Annotated in this window: 23 protein-coding genes; 14 read left to right on the forward strand and 9 right to left on the reverse strand. The window is 74.7% G+C overall.

Features of this window, described 5'->3' with window-relative positions; all coding sequences use genetic code 11:
• Positions 1-26 precede the first annotated feature (26 nt).
• From ACZ45Q_RS26760 to ACZ45Q_RS26770, 3 genes are all read left to right on the forward strand, one after another.
• Positions 27-950, forward strand: a complete 924-nt coding sequence (locus tag ACZ45Q_RS26760; protein ID WP_468265846.1) for a transporter substrate-binding domain-containing protein — start codon at positions 27-29, stop codon at positions 948-950.
• 86 nt (positions 951-1,036) lie between these two features.
• On the forward strand, positions 1,037-1,756 hold the full coding sequence (locus ACZ45Q_RS26765) for an NUDIX hydrolase (RefSeq protein ID WP_468265848.1): 720 nt from the start codon (positions 1,037-1,039) through the stop codon (positions 1,754-1,756).
• Positions 1,753-2,781: an ADP-ribosylglycohydrolase family protein gene (locus ACZ45Q_RS26770; RefSeq protein ID WP_468265850.1), complete on the forward strand. Its 1,029-nt coding sequence runs from the start codon at positions 1,753-1,755 to the stop codon at positions 2,779-2,781. The genes ACZ45Q_RS26765 and ACZ45Q_RS26770 overlap by 4 nt, the downstream gene beginning before the upstream one ends.
• Here the strand turns inward: ACZ45Q_RS26770 and ACZ45Q_RS26775 are convergent.
• Both ACZ45Q_RS26775 and ACZ45Q_RS26780 read right to left on the reverse strand, forming a co-directional pair.
• A complete protein-coding gene (locus ACZ45Q_RS26775) occupies positions 2,772-3,497 on the reverse strand; it encodes a nucleotidyltransferase domain-containing protein (protein ID WP_468265852.1) in 726 nt (241 codons plus the stop codon). The genes ACZ45Q_RS26770 and ACZ45Q_RS26775 overlap by 10 nt on opposite strands.
• Positions 3,498-3,519: 22 nt before the next feature.
• The gene (locus ACZ45Q_RS26780; protein WP_468265854.1) at positions 3,520-3,957 is read right to left on the reverse strand and encodes a Rieske (2Fe-2S) protein; all 438 of its coding nucleotides are present in this window, start codon (positions 3,955-3,957) and stop codon (positions 3,520-3,522) included.
• A gap of 275 nt (positions 3,958-4,232) precedes the next feature.
• On the opposite strand from ACZ45Q_RS26780, the gene aroH reads away from it, so the two are divergent.
• From aroH to der, 5 genes are all read left to right on the forward strand, one after another.
• Positions 4,233-4,595, forward strand: coding sequence for a chorismate mutase (aroH, locus tag ACZ45Q_RS26785; protein WP_468265856.1), 363 nt, complete (start codon positions 4,233-4,235; stop codon positions 4,593-4,595).
• Positions 4,592-5,677, forward strand: coding sequence for a prephenate dehydrogenase (locus ACZ45Q_RS26790; RefSeq protein WP_468265858.1), 1,086 nt, complete (start codon positions 4,592-4,594; stop codon positions 5,675-5,677). Before aroH ends, ACZ45Q_RS26790 begins: the two co-directional genes overlap by 4 nt.
• Positions 5,678-5,791: 114 nt before the next feature.
• Entirely contained in the window at positions 5,792-6,487 is a 696-nt protein-coding gene (cmk, locus tag ACZ45Q_RS26795; protein ID WP_468265860.1) for a (d)CMP kinase, read from the forward strand.
• The gene (locus ACZ45Q_RS26800) at positions 6,445-7,155 is read left to right on the forward strand and encodes a lysophospholipid acyltransferase family protein (protein ID WP_468265862.1); all 711 of its coding nucleotides are present in this window, start codon (positions 6,445-6,447) and stop codon (positions 7,153-7,155) included. The genes cmk and ACZ45Q_RS26800 overlap by 43 nt, the downstream gene beginning before the upstream one ends.
• A gap of 59 nt (positions 7,156-7,214) precedes the next feature.
• Positions 7,215-8,696, forward strand: a complete 1,482-nt coding sequence (gene der / locus ACZ45Q_RS26805) for a ribosome biogenesis GTPase Der (RefSeq protein ID WP_468265864.1) — start codon at positions 7,215-7,217, stop codon at positions 8,694-8,696.
• Between the two features lie 144 nt (positions 8,697-8,840).
• On the opposite strand, the gene ACZ45Q_RS26810 is transcribed toward der, so the two are convergent.
• Both ACZ45Q_RS26810 and ACZ45Q_RS26815 read right to left on the reverse strand, forming a co-directional pair.
• Positions 8,841-9,104, reverse strand: a complete 264-nt coding sequence (locus ACZ45Q_RS26810; RefSeq protein WP_468265866.1) for a hypothetical protein — start codon at positions 9,102-9,104, stop codon at positions 8,841-8,843.
• 71 nt (positions 9,105-9,175) lie between these two features.
• Complete coding sequence (locus ACZ45Q_RS26815) at positions 9,176-9,961, reverse strand: hypothetical protein (protein WP_468265868.1); 786 nt, start codon at positions 9,959-9,961, stop codon at positions 9,176-9,178.
• A gap of 566 nt (positions 9,962-10,527) precedes the next feature.
• Here ACZ45Q_RS26815 and ACZ45Q_RS26820 point away from each other — a divergent pair.
• Positions 10,528-11,214: a LysM peptidoglycan-binding domain-containing protein gene (locus tag ACZ45Q_RS26820; RefSeq protein ID WP_468265870.1), complete on the forward strand. Its 687-nt coding sequence runs from the start codon at positions 10,528-10,530 to the stop codon at positions 11,212-11,214.
• 230 nt (positions 11,215-11,444) lie between these two features.
• On the opposite strand, the gene ACZ45Q_RS26825 is transcribed toward ACZ45Q_RS26820, so the two are convergent.
• From ACZ45Q_RS26825 to ACZ45Q_RS26835, 3 genes are read right to left on the reverse strand one after another with little or no spacing between them, the layout of a single operon-like run.
• The gene (locus tag ACZ45Q_RS26825) at positions 11,445-12,089 is read right to left on the reverse strand and encodes an ABC transporter ATP-binding protein (protein WP_468265872.1); all 645 of its coding nucleotides are present in this window, start codon (positions 12,087-12,089) and stop codon (positions 11,445-11,447) included.
• The gene (locus tag ACZ45Q_RS26830) at positions 12,086-15,166 is read right to left on the reverse strand and encodes an ABC transporter permease subunit (protein WP_468265874.1); all 3,081 of its coding nucleotides are present in this window, start codon (positions 15,164-15,166) and stop codon (positions 12,086-12,088) included. Before ACZ45Q_RS26830 ends, ACZ45Q_RS26825 begins: the two co-directional genes overlap by 4 nt.
• Positions 15,166-15,642, reverse strand: a complete 477-nt coding sequence (locus ACZ45Q_RS26835; RefSeq protein ID WP_468265876.1) for a hypothetical protein — start codon at positions 15,640-15,642, stop codon at positions 15,166-15,168. Before ACZ45Q_RS26835 ends, ACZ45Q_RS26830 begins: the two co-directional genes overlap by 1 nt.
• Before the next feature lie 152 nt (positions 15,643-15,794).
• Between ACZ45Q_RS26835 and ACZ45Q_RS26840 the strand changes: the two genes are divergently transcribed.
• The 5 genes from ACZ45Q_RS26840 to ACZ45Q_RS26860 all read left to right on the forward strand — a co-directional run bounded on the left by ACZ45Q_RS26840 (position 15,795) and on the right by ACZ45Q_RS26860 (position 20,238).
• Entirely contained in the window at positions 15,795-16,346 is a 552-nt protein-coding gene (locus ACZ45Q_RS26840) for an MTB12 C-terminal domain-containing protein (RefSeq protein ID WP_468266075.1), read from the forward strand.
• Entirely contained in the window at positions 16,315-17,613 is a 1,299-nt protein-coding gene (locus ACZ45Q_RS26845; RefSeq protein WP_468265878.1) for an ABC transporter substrate-binding protein, read from the forward strand. Before ACZ45Q_RS26840 ends, ACZ45Q_RS26845 begins: the two co-directional genes overlap by 32 nt.
• An 87-nt stretch (positions 17,614-17,700) precedes the next feature.
• Positions 17,701-18,510 carry a hypothetical protein gene (locus ACZ45Q_RS26850; RefSeq protein ID WP_468265880.1) on the forward strand — a complete coding sequence of 270 codons (810 nt, stop codon included), beginning with the start codon at positions 17,701-17,703 and terminating at the stop codon, positions 18,508-18,510.
• Positions 18,511-18,657: 147 nt separating this feature from the next.
• A complete protein-coding gene (locus ACZ45Q_RS26855) occupies positions 18,658-19,692 on the forward strand; it encodes a helix-turn-helix transcriptional regulator (RefSeq protein WP_468265882.1) in 1,035 nt (344 codons plus the stop codon).
• Between the two features lie 330 nt (positions 19,693-20,022).
• On the forward strand, positions 20,023-20,238 hold the full coding sequence (locus tag ACZ45Q_RS26860) for an I78 family peptidase inhibitor (RefSeq protein ID WP_468265884.1): 216 nt from the start codon (positions 20,023-20,025) through the stop codon (positions 20,236-20,238).
• A gap of 109 nt (positions 20,239-20,347) precedes the next feature.
• On the opposite strand, the gene ACZ45Q_RS26865 is transcribed toward ACZ45Q_RS26860, so the two are convergent.
• A complete protein-coding gene (locus tag ACZ45Q_RS26865) occupies positions 20,348-21,361 on the reverse strand; it encodes a phosphatase PAP2 family protein (RefSeq protein WP_468265886.1) in 1,014 nt (337 codons plus the stop codon).
• Positions 21,362-21,611: 250 nt separating this feature from the next.
• Positions 21,612-22,790 carry a glycosyltransferase family 39 protein gene (locus ACZ45Q_RS26870; RefSeq protein WP_468265888.1) on the reverse strand — a complete coding sequence of 393 codons (1,179 nt, stop codon included), beginning with the start codon at positions 22,788-22,790 and terminating at the stop codon, positions 21,612-21,614.
• Between the last annotated feature and the right edge of the window lie 277 nt (positions 22,791-23,067).

Genomic DNA, 23,067 nt, shown 5'->3' on the forward strand with positions numbered 1-23,067 from the left:
GAACAGCACTGCACGACTGAGGGGACGTGAGTGACGTGAGGCACCATCCAGGGGGGCGCGGTACGGGACCGGTCCGTGCCGGGCGCCGGGCGCGGCGCTGGGCGGCGGCGGTGGCCCTCGCCGTGCTGGTGGCCACCGGGTGCTCGTCGGAGGAGTCCGACGGGCGGTTCCTGGGGTCCCAGGAGATCGACGTGGCGACGCACAAGGACCTGCCCGGCATGTCGCTGTTCGAGAACTACACCTACTCCGGCTTCGACAACTCGCTGTTCCTGGACGTCGAGAAGTGGCTGGAGGCGGAGGAAGGCGTCCAGGTCACCCGCAGCGCGGACGTGTCCTCCGCGGCGCGGATCGCCCGGCTCCAGTCCGGCGACGCGGACCTGGTCGTCGCCTCGTTCTCCATCACCCCCGAGCGGATGAAGGAGATCCACTTCGTCGGCCCGTACCTCACCACCGTCCAGGGCTTCCTGGTGGAGGCCGGCTCCGACGTCCGCACCCATGCAGACCTGGCCGGCAAGCGGATCTGCACCTGGGACGGCACCACCTCGCGGACGGTGCTGGCGGAGCTGAAGGACACCGTCCCGGTGGACGGCACGGACGCGGACCAGTGCCTTCAGAGGCTGCGCGACGGCCAGGCGGACGCCGTCTCCACGGACCAGGCGCTGCTCTACGGCTTCGCCCAGCACGAGACCGAGATGAAGCTGCGCGTGGTGCCCGGCCTGACCGTGGGCGCACCGCAGCACTACGGCATCGGGCTCGCCAAGGGCCACGAGGAGGACTGCCTGCGGCTGGCCGAGTGGCTGAAGGGCTATGTGGGCGGCCGCGAATGGCAGGGCAACTTCCGGGAGGCGCTGCCGCTGCTGGTGCGGGAGCAGCCGGACTGGATCAGCCGGCACAAGCCCGAGGACGACCTCATCGACGCGCACTCCTGCGTGGACCGGCCCAAGACCTGAGCCCCGGCCCGGCCGCCCGGCGGACCGGTTGCGCAGACCCCCACCCCCTTTTATAGTCGTGCTGACCATTAAGGGGGTGGCCGGTCGTGCACGGCTACGACAAGCACGCCTACGAACCGTTCGCCGTCACCGTCGACCTCGCCGTGTTCACCCTGCGTGCGGGCGCGCTGCACGTCCTGCTCGTCGAGCGTGGACAGCAGCCGTACGCCGGCCGCTGGGCGCTGCCCGGCGGCTTCCTGCTGCCCGAGGAGTCGGCGGAGACGGCGGCCCGGCGCGAGCTGGCCGAGGAGACCGGCCTCGCGGACGTGGGCGGGCTGCACCTGGAGCAGCTGCGGACCTACAGCGACCCCGGCCGCGACCCCCGGATGCGGGTCGTGTCGGTGGCCTTCACCGCGCTGCTGCCGGACCCTCCCGAACCGCACGCGGGCACCGACGCCGCCCAGGCGCGCTGGCTGCCGTACGGCACCGCGGGCGACCTCGCCTTCGACCACGGCCGGATCCTGCGGGACGCCCGGGAGCGGATCGGCGCCAAGCTGGAGTACACCTGCCTGGCCACCGCCTTCTGCCCGGCCGAGTTCACCCTGGGGGAGCTCCAGCAGGTCTACGAGACCGTGTGGGGCACCTCCCTGGACCGGCCGAACTTCCGGCGCAAGGTCCTCGCCACCCCCGGCTTCGTCGAACCGGTCCCGGGCGCCGCCCGCCTCACCGGCGGCCGGGGCAAACCCGCCGCCCTCTACCGCGCCGGTCCCGCCACCGCCCTGCGCCCGCCCCTGCTCCGACCGTCCCCGGAAGGACGCCCCGCATGACCACGACCACCGCCACCAAGCGTGCCGCCACCGGGACGCTCACCGGCCTCGCCCTCGGCGACGCCCTGGGTTTCCCGACCGAGTTCGACGACGTCCCGTCCATCCTCGCCAAGTGCGGTCCGTGGCGGGAGATGGACCTGCCCGGGCCCGCGTTCGTCACCGACGACACCCAGATGACGCTGGCGCTGGGGAAGGGCCTGCGGGCGGCGCTGGGCCGGGGCCCCCTCACCCCCGAGGCGACGGCGGCGGCCGTGCGGCGGGAGTTCATCGCCTGGAACCGGTCGCCGGAGAACAACCGGGCCCCGGGCGCCACCTGCCTGCGGGCCTGTGAGTTGCTGGAGCGGACGGACCGCCCCTGGCAGGACGCCGGCCAGACCGGCTCCAAGGGCTGCGGCGCCAACATGCGGGTCGCACCGGTCGGTCTCGTCCCCGGTCTCGGCGACGAAGAGCGCGCGGGCGCCGCCCAGTTGCAGGCCGCGCTCACCCACGGGCACCCCACGGCCCTCGCCGCCTCCGACCTCACCGCGCACGCCGTACGGCTGCTCGCCGCGGGCGCCGACCCGGCCGGGCTCGTCGGACGGCTGCGCTCGTACGCCTACGACAACCGCACCCGCTACCACGAGCACTGGCTCGGCGACCTGTGGAGGCGCGCCCAGGACCCGAGCCCGGAGCACTTCATCGCCCGCGGCTGGGACGAGTGCCTGGCGGCTCTGGACCGCCTCCAGCACGCCGTGCGCACCGTCTCCCCCGAGACCGACCCCTGTCTGGCCACCGGCGAGGGCTGGATCGCCGAGGAGGCCCTGGCGACCGGACTGCTGTGCTTCCTGCTCTTCGTGGACCAGCCGCTGACCGCGCTGCGCCGCGCCGCCTGCACCTCCGGCGACTCCGACTCGATCGCCTGCCTCGCGGGCGCCTTCGCCGGTGCCCACCTGGGCGCCGACGCCTGGCCGGCCGACTGGGCCGACCGCATCGAGTACCGCGCCGACCTGCTGGCCCTCGGGGCGCTCTGGGACGCTCAGCCCTGACCGCCGGCCCCCGCCTCCGCGCCGTGCGGGTCCGCCCGGAGCGCCGAGGCGCGGCGGACGCGGACCAGGAAGTCCTCGACGCGGCGCCGGTCCGGCTCCGGCGGCAGCGGGCTGCGCCGGACGGCCTCCTCGCACTCGGCCACCAGGCGGGCCATCCGCGACTCGACCTCCGGCCAGGGGACCTCGCCGCGCCGGACGGCGAGCAGCGGCTCCCGCCGGTCGCCGACGTCCACGGTGAGCGTGCCCGTGCGCAGCAGGTCGCGGGCGCTCGTCAGCAGCCGCAGCAGGTGCATCGCGTGCTTCCAGCGCGGGGCGCCGTGCGTGCGGACGTCGGCGTCGAGCCTGCGGCGCTGCCCGTGGGCGTACCCGGTGAAGGTGTCGTGGGCGCGGCGGGACAGGAACGCCCCGCGCAGGGCGAGCAGCTCGCGGCCGGTGTCGTCGGCGTACTCCACCAACGGCGAGTGCAGGCACTCCAGGATGTTCGGGTTCGCCCGCAGCGCCAGCTCGCAGAAGCGCTCCAGCTCCCAGCTGAACCGCTCCTCGCCCGGTCCCTCGACATGGGCCGGCGGCTTGTCCAGGCGCCAGAAGAGCGGTGTGGGGGCGAGGAACACGCCCCGGCGGTCGGTGTCGCTGCCCTCCGTCGCCAGGCCGAAGGCGCGCGAACCCGTCACGCAGGCGTAGACGGTGTGATCGCGTACGAGTGTCTGCGGCAGCATGCCGGGAGCGTACGCGCGACCCTCAGGTCAGACGGACCGAATTTCCCTCCACGGAGATCCGCTCCTCGGGCAGCGGCCGGGTGGCGGGCCCCTGCTCCACCGAGCCGTCGGTGATGCTGAACCTGCTGCCGTGGCAGGTGCAGTTGATGCTGCCGCCCGAGACGTCCGCCACGATGCAGCCCTGGTGGGTGCAGACCGCCGAGAAGGCCTTGAGGTCGCCCTGTTCCGGCTGGGTCACCACCACCTTCTCGTCCTTGAAGACCGTGCCGCCGCCGACCGGGATGTCGTCGGTCTTCGCCAGTTCCCGCGGGCCCGCCTCCGGCGAGCCGGTCGGGCTCGCGGTCGCGGTGTCGCCGCCGTCGCCGGTGCCGCCGTCACCGCCGCCGTCGCCGCAGCCCGCGGCGAGTGCCGCCGCGCCCGTGGTGAGGAGAACCGTCCGGCGCGTCGCGCTGTGGGTCATGTCGTCACTCCGTGGGGGAGATGGGGGAGAAGGGGGAGAAGGGGGAGAGGAGGGGCAGGGGGAAGGGAAGCCGACCGGGGTGTGCATCTTGGCATCGAAGACGCCGAAGAGGAAGCAACCCGGCTAACCGGGCAAATCGCTCTCGGGTGTGCCGGTCCGCCGGCCGTCTCAGTGACCGGGCGCCCCGCACCGGCCCGGCGCGTGCTGACTAGGCTTGACGCACACGACAGCTACGCACGTCAGCGAAGCTACGCACGTCAGCAAGGAGCAACGCCGTGGCGGTACGAGCGGTACGCGGCGCCGTCCAGCTCGAGCGGGACGACGCCGGCCATATGAACGAGCAGGTCGCCGCACTGCTCACCGCCCTCCTGGAGCGCAACGGCCTCACCGGCGACGACCTGATCAGCGTCTGGTTCACGGCCACGCCCGACCTGCACAGCGACTTCCCGGCCGCCGCCGCCCGCGGGCTCGGCATCACCGACGTCCCGCTGATATGCGCCCAGGAACTGGACGTCGAGGGCGCCATGCCGCGCGTCGTCCGGGTGCTCGCCCACATCGAGTCCGACACACCCCGCTCCGACATCGCCCACGTCTACCTCGGCGCCGCCGCGGCCCTGCGCAAGGACATCGCCCAGTGAGAACCGCACTCGTCATCGGCACCGGCCTGATCGGCACCTCCGCCGCCCTGGCCCTGACCCGGCGGGGCGTCACCGTCCACCTCGCCGACCACGACCCCGAGCAGGCCCGCACCGCCGCCGCGCTCGGCGCCGGCACCGACGACACCCCGGCGGGCCCCGTCGACCTCGCGATCGTCGCCGCCCCGCCCGCCCATGTCGCCGACGTGCTCGCCGACGCCCTGCGCAGCGGCCTGGCCCGCGGCTACGTCGACGTGGCCAGCGTCAAGGGCGGTCCCCGCCGGGAGCTGGAGGCGCGCGGACTCGACCTCTCCTCGTACATCGGCACCCACCCGATGTCCGGCCGCGAGAAGTCCGGGCCGCTGGCCGCCACCGGCGACCTCTTCGAGGGCCGCCCCTGGGTGCTCACCCCGACCCGGGACACCGACACCGAGGTGCTCAACCTCGCCCTGGAGCTGGTCTCCCACTGCCGCGCGGTGCCGGTCGTCATGGACGCCGACGCCCACGACCGGGCCGTCGCGCTCGTCTCCCACATGCCCCACCTGGTCTCCAGCATGGTCGCCGCCCGCCTGGAGCACGCCGAGGAGGCCGCCGTACGGCTGTGCGGACAGGGCATCCGCGACGTGACCCGGATCGCCGCCTCCGACCCCCGGATGTGGATCGACATCCTCTCCGCCAACCCCGGCCCGGTCGCCGACCTGCTCACCGACGTCGCCGCCGACCTGGAGGAGACGGTGCGCGCCCTGCGGGCCCTGGAGTCCGCCGACGGGGACAAGCGCCGCGAGGGCGTCACCGGCATCGAGGACGTGCTGCGCCGCGGCAACGCCGGGCAGGTCAGGGTCCCCGGCAAGCACGGCAGCGCCCCGCGGGCCTACGAGACGGTCGCCGTCCTCATCGACGACCAGCCCGGACAGCTGGCCCGCATCTTCGCGGACGCCGGCCGGGCCGGCGTCAACATCGAGGACGTACGGATCGAGCACGCGACCGGGCAGCAGGCCGGCCTGGTGCAGCTGATGGTGGAGCCGAAGGCGGCGCCCGTGCTGACGGCCGCCCTGAGGGAACGGGGCTGGTCGATCCGGCAGTGATCCGGGCCGGGCCGTCCGGCTGTCCGAAGGCCTCCGGGGAGCCAGTAACCTGGTGCGGGGCGCGTTCGTGTCCCGCACACCACTCACCACACCGCACCAGGAAGGTGTCCCCCCGTGGAAAACGGCGCCGCCCGGACCGCCCCGGCAGTCATTGTCGCCATCGACGGCCCCTCCGGCACGGGCAAGTCGAGCACCTCGAAGGCCGTCGCCGCGCAGCTCGGGCTGAGCTACCTGGACACCGGCGCCCAGTACCGGGCGATCACGTGGTGGATGGTCACCAACGGCATCGACACCGACGACCCCCGGGCCATCGCCGCCGCGGCCGACAAGCCCGAGATCCTCTCCGGCACCGACCCGGCGAGCCCCACCATCACCGTCGACGGCGTCGACGTCTCCGGCCCGATCCGCACCCAGGAGGTCACCTCCAAGGTCAGCGCGGTCAGCGCGGTGCCGGAGATCCGGACCCGGATCACCGAGCTCCAGCGGGCCATCGCCGCCTCCGCGGTGACCGGCATCGTCGTCGAGGGCCGGGACATCGGCACCACGGTGCTGCCCGACGCCGACCTCAAGATCTTCCTCACGGCCTCCCCGGAGGCCCGCGCCGCCCGCCGCAGCGGGGAGCTGAAGGGCGCCGACGTCAACGCCACCCGCGAGGCCCTGATCAAGCGGGACGCGGCCGACTCCAGCCGCAAGACCTCCCCGCTGGCCAAGGCCGGCGACGCGGTCGAGGTGGACACCACCGACCTCACGCTGGCGCAGGTCATCGAGTGCGTGGTGACCCTCGTCGAGGAGAAGCGGGCCGCGAAGTGAGCGGTCCGTCCCAGCCGCCCTCCGAACGGGGCGCCGAGGTCGGACGGCGCATCGGCGTCGGCCTGATGTACGGGCTGTGGCGTCCGCGCGTCCTCGGGGCCTGGCGGGTGCCGGCGAGTGGCCCGGTGATCTTCGCCGTCAACCACTCCCACAACATCGACGGCCCGATGGTCATGGGGGTGGCGCCCCGGCCGACGCACTTCCTGATCAAGAAGGAGGCGTTCGTCGGCCCGCTGGACCCGTTCCTCACCGGGATCGGCCAGCTGAAGGTCGACCGGAGCACCGCCGACCGCGGCGCGATCACGCAGGCGCTGGACGTGCTGGCGGCCGGCGGGGTCCTCGGCATCTTCCCGGAGGGCACCCGCGGCGAGGGCGACTTCGCCGCGCTGCGCGCCGGGCTGGCGTACTTCGCCGTGCGCGGCGGCGCCCCGATCGTCCCCGTCGCCGTCCTGGGAAGTTCCGAGCGGTGCGGGCGGTTGATAAAGGGGCTGCCTCCGCTGCGCTCCCGCATCGACGTCGTCTTCGGGGACCCCTTCGAAGCGGGCGACAGCAGCGGGCGGCGCACCCGCAAGGCCCTGGACGAGGCCACCGAACGCATCCAGAAGCAGCTCACCGCGCACCTGGAAAACGCCAGGCGCCTCACCGGCCGCCGGGCGACACTTGAGTAGTGGATCACCCAGTACGGGGGTTTTCCACCGATCACCACGATGAACGAGGTACGGACTTCATGAACGACGACATCCACTCCGAGGGCTCGGGCGAGGAGCACGACCACGGGGCGCTTGGCGACGCCGAGTACGCGCAGTTCATGGAGCTCGCCGCGGAAGAGGGCTTCGACCTGGAGGAGGTCGAGGGCGCCATCGAGGCGGCCGGACACGGCCCGCTGCCGGTCCTCGCGGTCGTCGGCCGCCCCAATGTCGGCAAGTCGACCCTGGTCAACCGGATCATCGGCCGCCGCGAGGCGGTCGTCGAGGACAAGCCGGGCGTCACCCGCGACCGCGTCACCTACGAGGCCGAGTGGGCCGGCCGCCGCTTCAAGGTCGTCGACACCGGCGGCTGGGAGCAGGACGTCCTGGGCATCGACGCCTCCGTGGCCGCCCAGGCCGAGTACGCGATCGAGGCGGCCGACGCGGTCGTCTTCGTCGTGGACGCCAAGGTCGGCGCCACCGACACCGACGAGGCGGTCGTCCGGCTGCTGCGCAAGGCCGGCAAGCCGGTCGTGCTGTGCGCCAACAAGGTCGACGGCCCGAGCGGGGAGGCCGACGCGGCGTACCTGTGGTCGCTGGGCCTCGGCGAGCCGTACCCGGTCTCCGCCCTGCACGGCCGGGGCACCGGCGACATGCTCGACCAGGTCCTCGCCGTGCTGCCCGAGGCGCCGCGCGAGACGTTCGGCGGGGGCGGCATCGGCGGCCCGCGCCGCATCGCGCTGATCGGCCGCCCCAACGTCGGCAAGTCCTCGCTGCTGAACAAGGTGGCGGGCGAGGAGCGCGTCGTCGTCAACGAACTCGCCGGCACCACCCGCGACCCGGTCGACGAGATGATCGAACTCGGCGGCACGACCTGGAAGTTCGTCGACACCGCGGGCATCCGCAAGCGCGTCCACCTCCAGCAGGGCGCCGACTACTACGCCTCGCTGCGCACCGCCGCCGCCGTCGAGAAGGCGGAGGTCGCCGTCGTGCTCATCGACGCCTCCGAGTCCATCTCGGTGCAGGACCAGCGGATCATCACCATGGCCGTCGAGGCGGGCCGTGCCCTGGTGATCGCCTACAACAAGTGGGACACCCTCGACGAGGAGCGCCGCTACTACCTGGAGCGGGAGATCGAGACGGAGCTGGGCCAGGTCACCTGGGCGCCGCGGGTCAACGTCTCGGCGCGCACCGGACGGCACATGGAGAAGCTGGTCCCGGCGATCGAGACGGCCCTGGCCGGCTGGGAGACCCGTGTCCCCACCGGACGGCTCAACGCCTTCCTCGGTGAACTGGTCGCGGCCCACCCGCACCCGATCCGGGGCGGCAAGCAGCCGCGCATCCTGTTCGGCACCCAGGCCGGCACCAAGCCGCCGCGCTTCGTGCTGTTCGCCTCCGGGTTCATCGAGGCCGGCTACCGCCGCTTCATCGAGCGCCGGCTGCGTGAGGAGTTCGGCTTCGAGGGGACGCCGATCCACATCTCGGTGCGGGTGCGCGAGAAGCGCGGCGCCAAGAAGAAGTAGGCGTCGGCATCACCTAGGCCTCGGGATCACCTAGGCCTCGGGATCACGTAGGCCTCGGGATCACGTAGGCCTCGGCACCGAGCAGGCGTCGGCATCGAAAAGGGCGGTCCCGGTCGGGACCGCCCTTCTCCGTGCCGTGGGGCGTCAGAGGCCTCTGCGCGGTGCCGGCGGCAGTGCCGCCGGAACGTGGTGCATGCCGACCCGGGCGCTCTGGGCCCCCGCGCTGTAGGCGCTGTACGCGCCTCTGCCGCGTGGGATGCTCCGGAACGAGGTGAACACCAGCTCTTCCTCGCCGCTGCGGTCACCCGGCAGCGAACGGAAGGACCTGACGTACTCGGCGTAGAGCGCGTCGTAGATCGGCGTGGCCGATGGGCCGACCTGGCGGTGGAAGGCGTCGTATGCGTGCACATCTGTGCAAACGACACGAAGCCCGAAGGGATGCGGCTGAGCAGCTACCCCGTGCCGGAAGCGGCCGGAGCTCAGGTGCCGGCCAGCGGCAGTGCCGCCGCGACGAGCCGGCCGTTGGCCGCCGCCTTGTCCAGCGCCTCCCGCAGCAGGTCCTCCCGCGGCTGCCGGCCGATCGAGCCGGTGGGCGCCGCGTACATCAGCACCTGCTGGTGCTTGTTGGCCGCCGTGCGCCAGCCCTCGGTGACCTGGAGGGGCTGGTGGGCCTGCCACCAGGCCACCGGCTGCCCGCCGTCCGGGCCGGGCTGGAGCACGGCGTGCAGCTGGCCCATGGCGAGCAGCACCGACCAGCCGTGCAGCACCGGCGGTACGGCGGAGAGGTCCGCGGCCGGGGTGAAGCCCTGCTCGACGAGCAGCGGCAGGAAGTCGTCGCCGTTGGCGCCGGTCGTGCCGGGGCGCGCGATGGGCGAGGTCGGCTCCACGACCAGGGCGGGGTGCAGCTCGCCGGCGATCAGGACCAGTCCGCTGGTCACCCCGAGCACGGCCTGCTCGGGCACGACCTTGTCGGGCTCCAGGTCCACGGTGTCGCCGCTGATGGACTTCACGGCTCCCTGGAGCTGCTCCTCGGTGACCTTGACGACCTGGGAGGGCAGGCAGCCGGCGTGGGCGAAGGCGAGGACGGCGGTCTCGTCCCCGATGAACAGGACGGTGCTGGTGCGCTCCTGCTCGGAGTCGCCCGGGGTGCGGCAGGACGTGCAGTCGTAACTGCCCGGGGCGGTCTCTCCGGCGAGCAGCCGGTCGGCTTCTTCGTCGCCGATCTCGGCGCGTACCTCGTCGCTGACGTCGAGCATGCGCGGCACGGGTGGCTCCCTCGGGATGCGGTGCGTGGCGAGGCCGGGTGGCTCCCGGCCCGTGGTCCGGGTGGGTCCCCGGCTCATGAAAGGACAACGGCCGTGCTGTGGCGGGAGTCACGCACCACGGCGAACGGAATCGCACCATCCGACGCGCACGGTCACCTGTCGGGCGGAATCGCGTACTCACCGTCAAGTGCGCGTCGGTGTACGGCGGTTGATCCGGTGAAGTGGGTCACAGGCGGGCGGTGCCGGTGGTCGACAAATCAGGAAATCCGCGAATGAAGTGGGTGACCGAAAATCGCCGATACCTCCGGTAACGACGAACTGGCCTGCGGTGTCGAGGCGTTGGTTGATCCTCCTCGGCGGTGCTCCCTACATTCCTCCGCCGTGTGCAACGAGCACCGCTCGGGTACGTCCGCCGACCGCACCACCCCGGCCGCGTCACGGGCCCGTACGACGGGCCTGCGACGGGGTCCTCCCCGGGCGGACGGGGCGGAGCGCGGCGAACCGCGTCGGGTGCGCGGGGAGCGCGTCCCGTCCGGGGGACCCCGGGTGTGTCGAGAGGGACCCACATGTCCGAGTGTGCCGATACCACGCCCACCACGCCCACCACGCCGACCGCCCCGCGCGCCGGCGCCCGCGGGAGGCGCACGGCGGCCGCCCTGGCCGGCGCCGTCCTGCTCGCACCGCTGGGGCTGCTGACCGGGGCCGGCCAGGCCGCCGCGGCCGACGGAGGGGTGTGGGACCGCATCGCCCGGTGCGAGAGCGGCGGCAACTGGCACATCAACACCGGCAACGGCTACTACGGCGGGCTCCAGTTCGCCGCCTCGACCTGGCGCGCCTACGGCGGCACCGCCTACGCGCCGACCGCCGACAAGGCGACCAAGGCGCAGCAGATCGCCGTGGCCGCCAAGGTGCAGCGGGCGCAGGGCTGGGGCGCGTGGCCCACCTGTTCGCAGCGGGCGGGCGCGTACGGAGACGCCCCGTCCGCCGGGGCGGCCTCGTCCGCGCGGGCGGCCGGGCCCGAGCGGCCGCGGACGCCCGCCGGCCCGAAGGCGACGGCCACGGCACCGACGCGGCAGGCCGGCCACACCGACCGCGGCTCCTCCCGCGGCGACCACATCGTCCGCGAGGGCGACACGCTGAGCGGCATCGCCGCCCGGCACGGCACCACCTGGCAGCGCCTGTACGCCGTCAACCGGGCCGTCATCGGCTCCGATCCCGACGTGATCGTGCCCGGGCAGCGCCTGGAACTCTGAGCCGCGCCCCGGCACCGCGGCACCGCGGACGAGCCCCGTCCGGTCCGCACCGACCGGGCGGGGCCCTGCGGCTCGGCCGGAGGGGGGACGACGGCTCGGCTGGAGGGGGGACGACGGCCCGCCCGGACAGGGGCGACGGCTCGGCCCGAGGGGGGCGACGGTCGGCCAGAGGGGGACGGCGGTCGGCCAGAGGGGGACGGCGGTCTGCGTCGGCTGTCCCGGAGGGCCTCTCAGCGGCCCCGCAGTTCGGACGCCTCGCCGCTGAAGACCACCGCGCCGCGGCGCAACTCGTGCACCAGGACCGTCCCGCGGTGCAGGGCGGCCGGCAGCCGCTGCTCGGCGACGACGACACAGGCGTCGAGGGCGCCCAGCACCTCGTAGGTGCGGGCCGCGACGGCGGGCGACATGCCCTGTGCGGGCTCGTCGACGAGCACCACGCGCGCGCGTGCCAGCAGCGCCCTCGACAGCGCCAGCATCCGCTGCTCGCCGCCGGAGAGGGTGCCGGCCCGGCGGTCGAGCAGGGGCACGAGCTGCGGATAGGCGTCGAGTGCGGGGGCGGGGTCGGCGGCGGCGAGGCCGAGGTTCTCGCGCACGGTGAGTGAGGCGAACACCGCGCGCCGCTCCGGCACCAGGCACAGTCCCCGCCGGGCACGCTCGTACGCCGGTACGCGGGTGATGTCCTCGCCGTCCCACACCACCGCGCCGCCGGACAGGGGCACGATTCCGGCCATCGCGTGCAGGGCGGTCGTCCGCCCGGAGCCGTTGCGGCCGAGCAGGACGGTGAGGCCGGGGCCGGGCGCGGTGACGCTGACGCCGTGCAGGGCCTCCAGCGCGCCGTAGCGCACGCGCGCGTGGCGCAGGGCGAGGGCGGTCACGGGCCGGCTCCCGTGACCGCCGCGCCGAGGACGTCCCCGGGCGGGCCCGAGGCGACGATGCGGCCGGCCGTCATCAGGTGCACCACGTCGGCGAGGCCGGCGACGAGGTCGAGGTCGTGCTCGACGACCAGCAGGGCCGTGCCGTCGGCGGCCAGCGCCCGCAGCACCCTGGCCAGCGCGGCCACTTCGGCGCCGTCCAGCCCGGCGGCCGGCTCGTCGAGCAGCAGCACGCGCGGGGAGCCCGCCAGGGCACGGGCCAGTTCGACGCGGCGCAGCGTCCCCGTCGGCAGCCCCGCCGCGGGCAGCGCCCGGGCCGGCCCGTCCAGGCCGAGCAGCCGGAGCGTGCGCTCCACCGCCTCCGGGTCGGTGACCCGCCCCTGTTCGGCGCCGACGCGGACGTTGTCGGTGACGGTCAGCGTCGGGAAGACGGCCAGCTGCTGGAAGGTCCGGGCGATGCCGAGTCGGGTGCGGGCGTGGGCGGGCAGCCGCGTGATGTCCCGCCCGTCGAGGCGGACCTCGCCGCGCGTCGGCCGCAGGGTGCCGGCCAGACAGTGGAACAGCGTGCTCTTCCCGGCCCCGTTGGGCCCGACCACCGCGGTGATCCGTCCCGCGGGCACATCGAACCCGACCCCGTCGAGCGCGGCGAAGCCGCCGTAGCGGACGTGCAGTCGCCGTGCGGCGAGCACCGGGTCACCGGGACGGACCGCCGACGCCACCGCAGCCGAGGGCGCCGCACCGCCCCCGGCGCTCGCGAGGCCCCCGGCACCCCGCGCCGCCCCGCCGCCGCGCGCGGCACCGTCCCGGTCGCCGTCCGCGGCGGGGGCGGGCTCGGCGGCCGTGCCGCGTGGCCCGGCCTCCCGCTCACTGGTTGTGGCGGCCCTGCTCCGGTTCTCCGCACCGGGCGGCGCCTGGGTGCCTGTGCCACGGCGACCGCCGCCGGTGGTTGCGTCCGCGTGCTCCGCACCGGCCGCCGGCTCGGCGTCCGTGCCCCTCGGCTCCACGCCCGCCTGCCGTGCATCGCCCGGCTCCACGCCCGTCCGCCGTGCACCGCTCGGCTCCACGCCCGTCCGCCGTGCACCCCTCGGCCTCACGCCCTTCTGTCGTGAAGCCCTCGGCCCCACGCCCCTCTGCAACCCCCCACCCCGCCCGGTCCCGGGCCCCGGGACGCCCGTTCCCGTCGCCGTCAGGCCTGATGGGACCGGCTGGGTCGTGCGGTGGGGGTGGGGTGGGTGGATTCTCGCCCGCGTCCGCGCGCCCCGCGGTGTCAGGGTCGTCCGGTGGCGCAGTCGGAGTCGCTGCGCCGCCGTGCGCAGGGCCTCGTAGGGGCCGCCCGGGAAGCGGCCGAGCAGGACGGCCAGGACGCCGATCAGGGCCGCCGCCACCCCGCCGCGGGCCCCCGCGTCGAGCCCCACGAGCAGCGCCGCACCCAGCAGGGCGCCCAGGGTGCTGTCGGCGCCGAGGACGACGACCGCGGCGAACCAGAGCAGGCCGCGCACGGGGTCGTACGCCGCCGGGTCGAAGGCGCGCAGCCCCATGCCGAGCATGGCGCCGCCGAGCGCGGCCAGCGCGGCGCCCGCGACGAACGCCAGGAGCTTCATCGCGGGCACCGGGACGCCCGCGGCCGCCGCGCCCGGCTCGTGGTCCCGCATCGCCGCCAGGGCGCGGCCGACGCGGCCCCGGCGCAGCGCCGCCGTCCCCAGCAGGGCGAGCCCGAGGAGGGCGAGTTCCAGGACGTAGTAGGCGCGGTCCCCGGCGAAGCCCGCCGGGCGGCCGAGCGACAGCCCGGCGGTGGCGTACGGCTGGGCGAAGACGAACCGGCTGACCCCGACGCCGACCGCGAACGTCGCCAGCGCCAGCGCCAGGCCCCGGCGCCCGATCGCCGGCCAGCCGGTGAGCAGGCCGAGCGGAGCGACCAGGGCGACCGCCACCGCGAGCGCCGCCAGCTCCGGCAGCCGGGGCAGGCCCGGGAAGCGGCCCGCCGCCAGCAGGGCCGTGAACAGGGCGCCGAGCCCCGCGTACGCCGCCTGGCCCAGGGAGATCTGGCCGCCGCGTCCGGTGACGACCACCAGCGACAGCAGGACGACGGCCAGCGCCGGGACCTGGACCGCCGTGTGCAGGTCCGGGCCCGCGAAGCCGAGGGGGAGCAGGAACAGGACGGCGGCGACGGCCCAGACGCCCGCCGGCGTCGGCACGCGCGCCGTGGCCGGTCGCGGCAGCGCGTCGCGCGTGCCGACGCCGGGCAGCACCAGGGCGGCGACCAGCAGCGTCACCACGAACAGGTTCGCCCCCAGCGCCTGCACCAGCGGCTCGGCCCAGCCGGCCGGGTGCAGCCGCGTCAGCTGGCTCTGCGTCACCCCGACGGCGAGCGCCACCAGCACCGCGACCGGCAGGCTGCGCATCCGCGCGGCCACCGCGACCGCCACCACCTCCATCACCAGCAGCGGCAGCCCGTACGGGTCCAGCCGCACGTACGGCGCCAGCAGCACCCCCGTCACACCCGCCGTGAACGAGCCGAACGCCCACCCCGCCGCCGCGACCCGGTCCGCGTCGATGCCGCTCAGCACCGCGAGCCGCCGGTCGTCGACCACCGCCCGCAGCTCTCGCCCGAACCGTCCGAAGCGGCTCACCGCCCCCACCGCCGCGGCCAGCGTCAGCACCACTCCCAGCTGGACCCACGGCTCGCGCGGGAGGAGTTCCGGCGCGTCGTCCCGGGCGCCCTGCCCCCACAGCAGCACCGCCCCGCCCACCAGCAGCACGAACACCCCGAGCGAGGCCACCAGCGTCTGCGCCGGACCGCTGCCGAGCACCGACAGCGGCCGGAAGACGAACCGCTCCAGGACCAGTCCGACGCCCGGCGCCAGCACCAGCAGCGTCAGCGCGGCGGCCGGCCACAGCGGCCAGCCCCACTCGACCACCAGCTGCCGCAGCACGTAGGCGCACACCATCGCGATCGCGCCGTGCGCGAAGTTCAGCACGCCCGTCGCCCGGTACGTCACGATCAGGCCGATCCCGGTGAGGGCGGCGGCGCTGCCGACCGCCAGGCCGGCCAGGGTGAGGTCGTACGTCAGCGACCCCATCAGCCGGTGGCGTCGCCGGGCGCGCAGATCGGGCAGGGGTCCAGTTCACCGCCGCCCGGCAGGCCGGCGTCCACCGGCACCGCCTCCGGCTTCCCGGCGACGAGCGGGCAGTCGGCCCGGTGGAACAGCGTCCCGCCCGGCACCGCCCGCAGCTCCCCGCTGACCGCGACCGGCGTGCCCGCCGCCCGCCCCGAGGCGTCGACGTCGGCGGGCTCGGCCTCCACCAGCAGGGCGTACAGCTCCTCCACGCGCGTGGCGGCGACGGTGGCACGGCCGTGCGTGAGCAGTACCGCCCCGGCGACGATCAGCGCGGCCCCGGGCACCGTGCAGGACGCCAGGTAGGGCAGCTGCCGCTCGGCGAACCGCTCGCCGGAGACGCCGTACCAGCCCAGGACGCACAGGACGGCCCCCGCCGCGAGCGCGGCCCAGCCGGCCCACAGGACGGGATGCACCCTCCCCGGTCGGGCTGTCCGCATCGCTGGCTCCCTCCGGCCGCCCTCGGGCCGCCGCGGCTGTCTCCGGTCCGTCTGTCCAAGCTCGCCGATGGCTTGCACTATGCCCTGCGGAAGCTGACCCTGAAAGCACCGGGCGCGGATGGCCCGGACCGACATCCGGTGGGGTGAGCCAGATGGTTCTCGGCACCTTCCCCGGGCGGAGGAACGCGGGGCGGGGCACGGCGCTGGCCGCGGCCCTGGTCCTGGTCCTCGGTCCCGCCCTCGCGGCGTGCAGTGACGACGACGGCGGCGGAGGCACCAGCCCGCCTCCGACCCCGACCGCCGAACGGCCCACGACGAGCGCGCCGGCCAGCGCGCCCGCGGACCGGGCCGCGGCCGAGCAGGAGATCAGGGAGAACTGGCAGAAGTTCTTCGACCCGAAGACCTCTCTGGAGGACAAGCAGACCGTGCTGGAGAACGGCGAGCGGATGGCGCCCGTGCTCCAGGCGTTCAGCGGCGACGAACGCGGCGGCCAGGTCCAGGCCGACGTCACCCGCGTGGAGTTCACCTCGCCGACCGAGGCGAACGTGACGTACGACCTGACCCTGAAGGGCGCCACCGTCCTGCCCGACGCCTCCGGTACCGCCGTCGAACAGGACGGCACCTGGAAGGTGTCCGCCAAGACGCTGTGCGCACTGGTGCAGATGAGCGGCAATGGGGCGGCGTCACCGATTCCGGGTTGCTGAGGCCGTCGCCGCCGTGCTGCTGCTCGCCGTGAGCGCGGCGTGCGGCAGCCGCCTGCCCGAGGGCGACTTCCAGCGCGACGACCGCACGCCCGCGCCCGGCCGCACCGAGGCCGGGCCGGTCCGCGTCGGCATCATCACGAGCGCCACCAGCCCGGTGGGCGGCGACGCGTTCACCGGGCCGCGCGACGGCGCGCAGGCCTATGTCGACCGGCTCAACGCGCGCGGCGGCATCGACGGCCGCCGCGTCGAGGTGCACCGGTGCGACGACGGCGGCAGCGGCGTCGGCAACCAGGAGTGCGTGCACGAACTGGTGGACGAGAAGAACGTCGTCGCGCTGGTCGCGACCACCGTCCTCGACTACGCCGGCGCCTCCCGCGTCTCCCGCGCGGGCGTGCCCGACATCGGCGGCCAGCCCATCGGGCCCGCCTACGACACCTGGCCGCACCTGTACGGCATCTACGGCAGCCTGGCGCCGCGGCGGGGCACGCCGGGCTGGGACGGGAAGCTGTACGGCGGCACCGAGGTCTACCGCTACTTCAAGCGCGAGCACGGCGCCCGCACCGCCGCCGTCGTCTCCTACAACCAGTCCGCGTCCGCCGCCTACGCCCGGCTCGTCGAGCGGGGCCTGAACGCCGAGGGCTACCGGGTGGTGACCGCGCAGGTCGACTTCGCGCTGCCCAACTTCCGGGCCGTCGCCGCCGACCTCAAGGAACAGGGCGCCGACCTGGTGTTCGACGCCATCGACCGGCACGGCAACGCCCGGCTGTGCGAGGCCATGGACCAGGTCGGCGCGGACGTCCTCGCCAAGGTCACCAACGTGCAGAACTGGACCTCCGCCGTCGCCGAGGACTACCGGAACGCCCCGCGCTGCCGCAACGCCCTCTGGGCGACCGGGGCGAGCCGCAACTTCGACGACACCGGGCATCCGGCCGTACGGGAGTTCCGCGCGGCCACGGAGGGACTGAAGACGCACTCCCAGTGGCAGCTGGAGGGCTGGGCCGCCGCCCGCTGGTTCGCCGACGCCGCCCGCTCCTGCGCCGCGACGGGCATCACGCGCGCGTGCGTCGACGCCCACGTCGACCGCGGCGACGGCTACACCGCCGGGGGCCTGCTGCTCCCGGTGGAGTTCGCCCGGCTCCCCGAGCCGCCGGAGCAGCGCCGGGCCTGTCTGTCGGTGGCCCGCTGGAAGGACGGGCGGGGCTGGGTCTCCCAGGGCGACATGAACCGCACCTGCTTCGAGGTCCCGCTGCTGGCCTACGAGCCGTGACCGCATCGCAACCGCCCCGAAGGCAACCAGAAGACCGCGTTCCGGGTCTCACCGGACGACGAACACCTCAGGGAGGAACCGCACCGCATGACGTCGCCGGCCCGGCAGGCCGCACCGCTGCGCGCCGACTGCATCGCCGACTCCGCGGGCGGACTGACCTTCGACGTGGCCGCGCCCGGGAACGCAGGCGTGGCGCATCTGCTGCTGCGCCGCCGCGGCGGCGACGACGAGGTCGGCCTGCCCCTGGCCCCGGTCGCACAGGACCGGCTGCGCGCCGCCCTGCCCAGCACCGTCGCCCTGCCCGAGGGCCGCTGGGACGCCTACGCGCGCGTGGCCGACGACGAACCGCGCCGCCTGGTGCCGGGCGCCACCGACCTGCGCTCCCTGGCCGATCGCACCCCCGGCGGACTGCTCGGCCACGTCGCCGTCCGCATCCCGTACGCCACCCGGCAGGGCAACCTCACCGTCCGGTCCTGGCTGCGGGCACCGCACGCCGAGGCCGTCGAGGTACGGGCGGGCGCCACCGGCCTGACCGTGCGCGGCCGGCTCTACGGCGCCGAGCCCGGCGCCGGGGCCCACGCCGAACTGCACGTCCGGCCCGGCACGGGCACGGGCGGCGTCCGCCGGGCCGACGTGGTCGCCGACCGGACGGAGTTCCGCTGCACCGTGGAGTACGGCGACCTGGCGCCGGGCGTGTGGGACCTGTGGGTCAGGCCCGCCGGTGCCGGCGGCGAGCGGGTACGGGTCGCCCGGCTGCTGGACGACGTCGCCGACAAGCAGCCGGTCCTCACCTTCCCCACCGCGCGCGTGGACACCCCGTCCGGCCCCGTGGAGGCCCGGCCGTACTACACACGGGACAACGACCTGTCGGTGTCCGTGACCGGCCCGGCGTCCTGACGCCCGCAGGGGGCGCGTGGGCGGGTCCTGCCGGGGGCGGGTCCTCCCCCATGGGAGCGGGCCGTCCAGGCCGCCGGCTCGTGGACTGCCGGAGCCGGAAGTCCATCGCGGACAGAACCTGTCCGCGACGACTGGCAGACTCGGTTCATGCTCGAGACCTCGGCACGGCTCCTGCGCCTGCTCTCCCTCCTCCAGGCCCACCGCGAATGGTCCGGCACCGAGCTGGCCGAACGCCTGGGCGTCTCCGCGCGCACCGTCCGCCGGGACGTGGACCGGCTGCGCGAGCTGGGCTACCCGGTCAACGCCAGCCCCGGCACCGGCGGCGGCTACCAGCTGGGCGCGGGCGCCGAACTGCCGCCGCTGCTGCTGGACGACGACGAGGCCGTCGCCGTCGCGGTCGGACTGCGCACGGCCGCCGGGCAGGCCGTCGAGGGCATCGGGGAGACCTCCGTGCGGGCCCTGGCCAAGCTCGAGCAGGTGCTGCCGCACCGGCTGCGCCGCCGGGTGGGCGCGCTCACCGCCTTCACGGTGCCGATGCTGCGCGAGCCGCGGTCCTCCGCCGTGGACCCGGCCCTCCTCACCGAACTGGCCCACCTGTGCCGGGACGCCGAGCGGCTGCGGTTCGCCTACCGGGGACACGACGGCGCGGAGTCCCGGCGCACGGTCGAGCCGTACCGGCTGGTGTGCAGCGAGCGCCGCTGGTACCTCGTCGCCTTCGACCTCGACCGCGCGGACTGGCGCACCTTCCGGGTGGACCGCATCACCCCCAAGCCACCGCACGGGCCGCGCTTCACCCCGCGCGAGCCGCCCGCCGAGGACCTTGCCGCCTACGTCTCCCGGGGCGTGTCCACCCGCGTGTACGCCGAGCACGCCGTCGTGCGCCTGCTCGTTCCCCTTCAGGAGGCCATGGAGGGGATCTCGCCCTCCGCGGGCGTGCTGGAGCCCGAGGGGCCGCGCAGCTGCCTGCTGCGCACCGGCGCGGCGACCCTGGACGTCATGGTCCTCCACGTGATGATGCTCGGCTTCGAGTTCGAGGTGGTGGAGCCGGCCGAGCTGACCGGGGCGGTCAGGACGGCCCGCGACCGGTTGGCCCGCGCGCTGGCCCGGTCGGACCCGGGTGCACCGGAGGACCCGGGCGCGCCGGAGGAACCGCAGGGGCCGCAGGCGCCGGAAGTGCCGTGATCCGGTGTGGAGATCGTGCGATCCGAAGATGTGCTTTCTGTGAATACCCCGATCCCGGGTGCCCTTCGCCCGGAACCCGCGGAATGACTCGTCGGCGTTTTGCGCGGCCGTTTCGCCCGGCCTTTCGAAAGCCGTTCGCACCCCGGTGGGAATTTCTCTCCCGCCCCCGCGGGAAGGGCGTCCCCCGCACGAGGAACCGCCCGTCCGAGTGAGCGGATTTCGGCCAAAGCCTGTCGCGCACCTGTGACAGAAGCGTGACGGGACGGGCTTCCGCGCCCCTGTTACCGGAGCGGGCTTCCCCGGCCGCGGAGCAGCGCATAGCGTGGCGGCATGGCGCCGATTCCGACACCCCCATCCGAACCCCAGGACAGCCCGGACGCATACGTCGGCCTCGCTTCCGACACGGCGGAACGGCTCGCGCGCGAGCGCGGCTGGGCGACCGTCCGGGCCCTGCCACCGGGAGCGATCATCACCATGGAGTACCGCGTGGGCCGGCTGAACTTCGAGGTGAAGGACGGCCGGGTGGCCCGCGCCTGGAAGGGCTGACACGACGACGGCCCCGGCTCGCCGAAGGGGCGCCGGGGCCGTCGTGCGGGTGCGGGTGCGGGGCGGGCTGTGCGTACCGGACGTACCGGGGCCCGCACCGCGAGGAGGATCAGCCGGTCGTGTGCCGGGCGGTGGGGGAGGAGTTGCGCGGGTGGCGGTCGCCGTGCTGCGGGCGACGGCTGCCGGCCGGGGTGACCGGCGTGCGCTCCGCACGCGTCGTGTGCGGTCCCGGAGCCAGGTACGCCGGGGTCCGGGCACGGGTCGCCGGCACCGGCTCGCAGGCCGGGGCGTCCGCCCGGTCCGAGGCCGGCGGGGGAAACACCACCGGGCCGCCGGCCGGCCGTCTCGCCGGCGCCGCGCCGCGCAGCCGGGCGAATCCGCGGTCCCGCAGGGCCAGGATCCAGGACTCGGAGCGGGCGATCAGCGGCTCGAACCACGGCAGCGCCAGCAGGATCAGCAGACCGGCGGCCCACCCCAGGAGCACGTCGCTCAGCCAGTGCGTACCGATGTAGACCGTGGACATCCCGACGCCGAGCGAGACGACCGCCGAGAGAGCGGACAGCCAGCGGCGGGCCCGGGGCGTGGAGGCCAGATAGGCCAGGATTCCCCAGGTCACCACGGCGTTGGCGGTGTGACCGCTCGGAAATATATCGCCGCCGGCCCACATCTCGTTCGAGCCGATCGTGGTCGCGTAGTGCGGTCCCAGCCGGCCCATGCCGATCTTGGCGGCGCCGACCGTGACGTTCAGCAGCAGCAGGGAGACGGCGAGCGCGAGCAGCGGCCGCAGTGTGTGCTGGCGCCAGGAGCGCCAGCCCAGCCAGGCCGCGACCATCACGGCGGTGGGGCCGCGCTGGCCCAGCACCACGTAGTAGTCGACGAACGCGTGGAGCTCCGGCCACTGCTGGTAGGGCCGGAAGAACATGACCTGCCAGTCGAGCCGGACGAGCCAGGAGGTGATCAGCACGGCCCACACGATCGCCACATAGAACGCGAGGGTGCCGGCGAGCAACGCAATCCTGTGCCGGCTCATCTTCGGCACATCGAGCAGGACCGGGCGCTCGGGCTCCCGGTCCAGTCTTGCGAACACCCGGTCCAGACGGGTGAGCTTCCGTTCGGTACGCACCCAATCGACGTTACAGCGAGTGAGGAGCGAACCCCGACGAATCAACGGCTTTGTGATGACGATGTGATGTGGGATTCCTCTCAGGGCGGAACCAATTCCCGGGATTCCGTAATGCGGGCCGACGACGGCCCGCATTTATTCTGATCATTCCGGCCGACGGGTTTATCGGCCCTTATGAATTCGTTCACCGAATGCTGGGACGGAATTCGCCGGCCGCTCACCGGCTGCTCACCGGCGGGGCGGCGGCGGGTCAGGGCGGCCCCGAGCCGTTCAGCCAGAACGCCCCGTACAGCGCCGACACCACCGCCGCCCCGCCCAGCACCAGCGCGGGCCTGGGCGTTCGCAGCCGCGCCAGGGCCACGGCGAGGGGCAGCAGCAGCGGGAAGGCCGGCAGCAGCAGCCGGGGCTTGGAGCCGAAGTAGCTCGACGCGCACAGGGCGAGCGCGGTGACGATCCCCGCGTACACCAGCAGCGCGAGCGGCTGACGCTGCCGTACGCAGACGACGTACAGCCAGAGCACCAACGCGACGCCGGCCACCAGGCCCGCCCCCGCCAGGGCGGACGGGAACGACGTGAACTTCTCCGCGACGAAGCGGGCGAAGGCGTACCCGCCGTCGAACCCGTTGCGCCAGCCGGCCTGCACGTCGAGATAGCCGAGCGGGCCCCCGCCCGTGCGGTGCCCGACCCACAGGACGTACCCGGCGGCACCCAGGGGGGCGAGGAGCATGCCGGTGACGCGCCGGCCGCGCCCGCCGGGGGAAGGGACCTCCCCGGCGGGACCCCCGCGGCGTTCGCGCACGAACGCGGCGATCCCCGCCGCCCACACCGCGGCGACCACCGCGAGACCGACCGGCCGGGTCAGCCCCGCCAGCAGGGCCAGGACCCCCGCGGTCACCCAGCGGCCCGTCAGGACCGCGTACAGCGACCAGGCGGCCAGCGCCGTGAACAGCGACTCGCTGTACGCCATCGACTGCACGATCCCCACCGGCAGCACCGCCCACAGCAGCACGGCGCACACCCCCGCCCGGCCGCCGTACACGTGCTCCGCCACGGCGTAGATCCCCCACGCGGCGGCGAGCGAGGCGAGCAGCGCGACGACGAAACCGGCGTCCGCGTGCGACAGCGGCGACACCGCCGCGCCCAGCCGCTCCAGCCAGGGCAGCAGCGGGAAGAACGCCAGGTTGGAGTGGACGTCGCCGTTGGGCAGCCGCACCTCGTAGCCGTAGCCCAGCTCGGCCACCCTCGTGTACCAGAGCGCGTCCCAGCGGGCGGTCAGCAGCGTGTACGCGCTCTTGTCGCGCGCGGCGCTCCACAGGGCCAGGGCGACCAGGCCCAGGGCGCGCACGGCCGCGTAGCCCAGGAGCGCCGGGGCGGCCCGGCGCAGGGCCGAGGGGCGGCCGGCCGTCGTACGCGCGTCAAGATCGGTCACGGCCCCGATTATCGGCGCAGCCCGGAACCGGCCGGTCGGCCGGGTGGCGCCGGGTGGCGCGCGCGGGAGCGCGGGACCGATGTGCGCAGTGGCGTACACCACACGCGTCACCCGCAACCGGTGAGAGGTCCGCCACGCGAGCGGCGCTCGGACTCGCGTACGCTGACGAGTCACTCGCGTTGCGTGCGCGGCCCGGAGCCCCCCGCTCCGCTCCGGGCGAGCGGCGGGGAGTCCCCACCCCGCACCGCCCCGCCGGACGCGAGGGGACATCTGGGAG

It is taken from the genome of Streptomyces sp. NPDC031049 (assembly GCF_055571015.1).

Bases quoted from the DNA above. Each gene is read 5' to 3' on its own strand.
- ACZ45Q_RS26860 (WP_468265884.1), top strand. From the start codon at position 20,023: ATGGCGCCGATTCCGACACCCCCATCCGAACCCCAGGACAGCCCGGAC.
- ACZ45Q_RS26850 (WP_468265880.1), top strand. From the start codon at position 17,701: ATGACGTCGCCGGCCCGGCAGGCCGCACCGCTGCGCGCCGACTGCATC.
- ACZ45Q_RS26840 (WP_468266075.1), top strand. From the start codon at position 15,795: ATGGTTCTCGGCACCTTCCCCGGGCGGAGGAACGCGGGGCGGGGCACG.
- ACZ45Q_RS26835 (WP_468265876.1), bottom strand. From the start codon at position 15,642: ATGCGGACAGCCCGACCGGGGAGGGTGCATCCCGTCCTGTGGGCCGGC.
- der (WP_468265864.1), top strand. From the start codon at position 7,215: ATGAACGACGACATCCACTCCGAGGGCTCGGGCGAGGAGCACGACCAC.
- ACZ45Q_RS26855 (WP_468265882.1), top strand. From the start codon at position 18,658: ATGCTCGAGACCTCGGCACGGCTCCTGCGCCTGCTCTCCCTCCTCCAG.
- ACZ45Q_RS26845 (WP_468265878.1), top strand. From the start codon at position 16,315: ATGGGGCGGCGTCACCGATTCCGGGTTGCTGAGGCCGTCGCCGCCGTG.
- ACZ45Q_RS26770 (WP_468265850.1), top strand. From the start codon at position 1,753: ATGACCACGACCACCGCCACCAAGCGTGCCGCCACCGGGACGCTCACC.
- ACZ45Q_RS26820 (WP_468265870.1), top strand. From the start codon at position 10,528: ATGTCCGAGTGTGCCGATACCACGCCCACCACGCCCACCACGCCGACC.
- ACZ45Q_RS26775 (WP_468265852.1), bottom strand. From the start codon at position 3,497: ATGCTGCCGCAGACACTCGTACGCGATCACACCGTCTACGCCTGCGTG.
- ACZ45Q_RS26830 (WP_468265874.1), bottom strand. From the start codon at position 15,166: ATGGGGTCGCTGACGTACGACCTCACCCTGGCCGGCCTGGCGGTCGGC.
- ACZ45Q_RS26780 (WP_468265854.1), bottom strand. From the start codon at position 3,957: ATGACCCACAGCGCGACGCGCCGGACGGTTCTCCTCACCACGGGCGCG.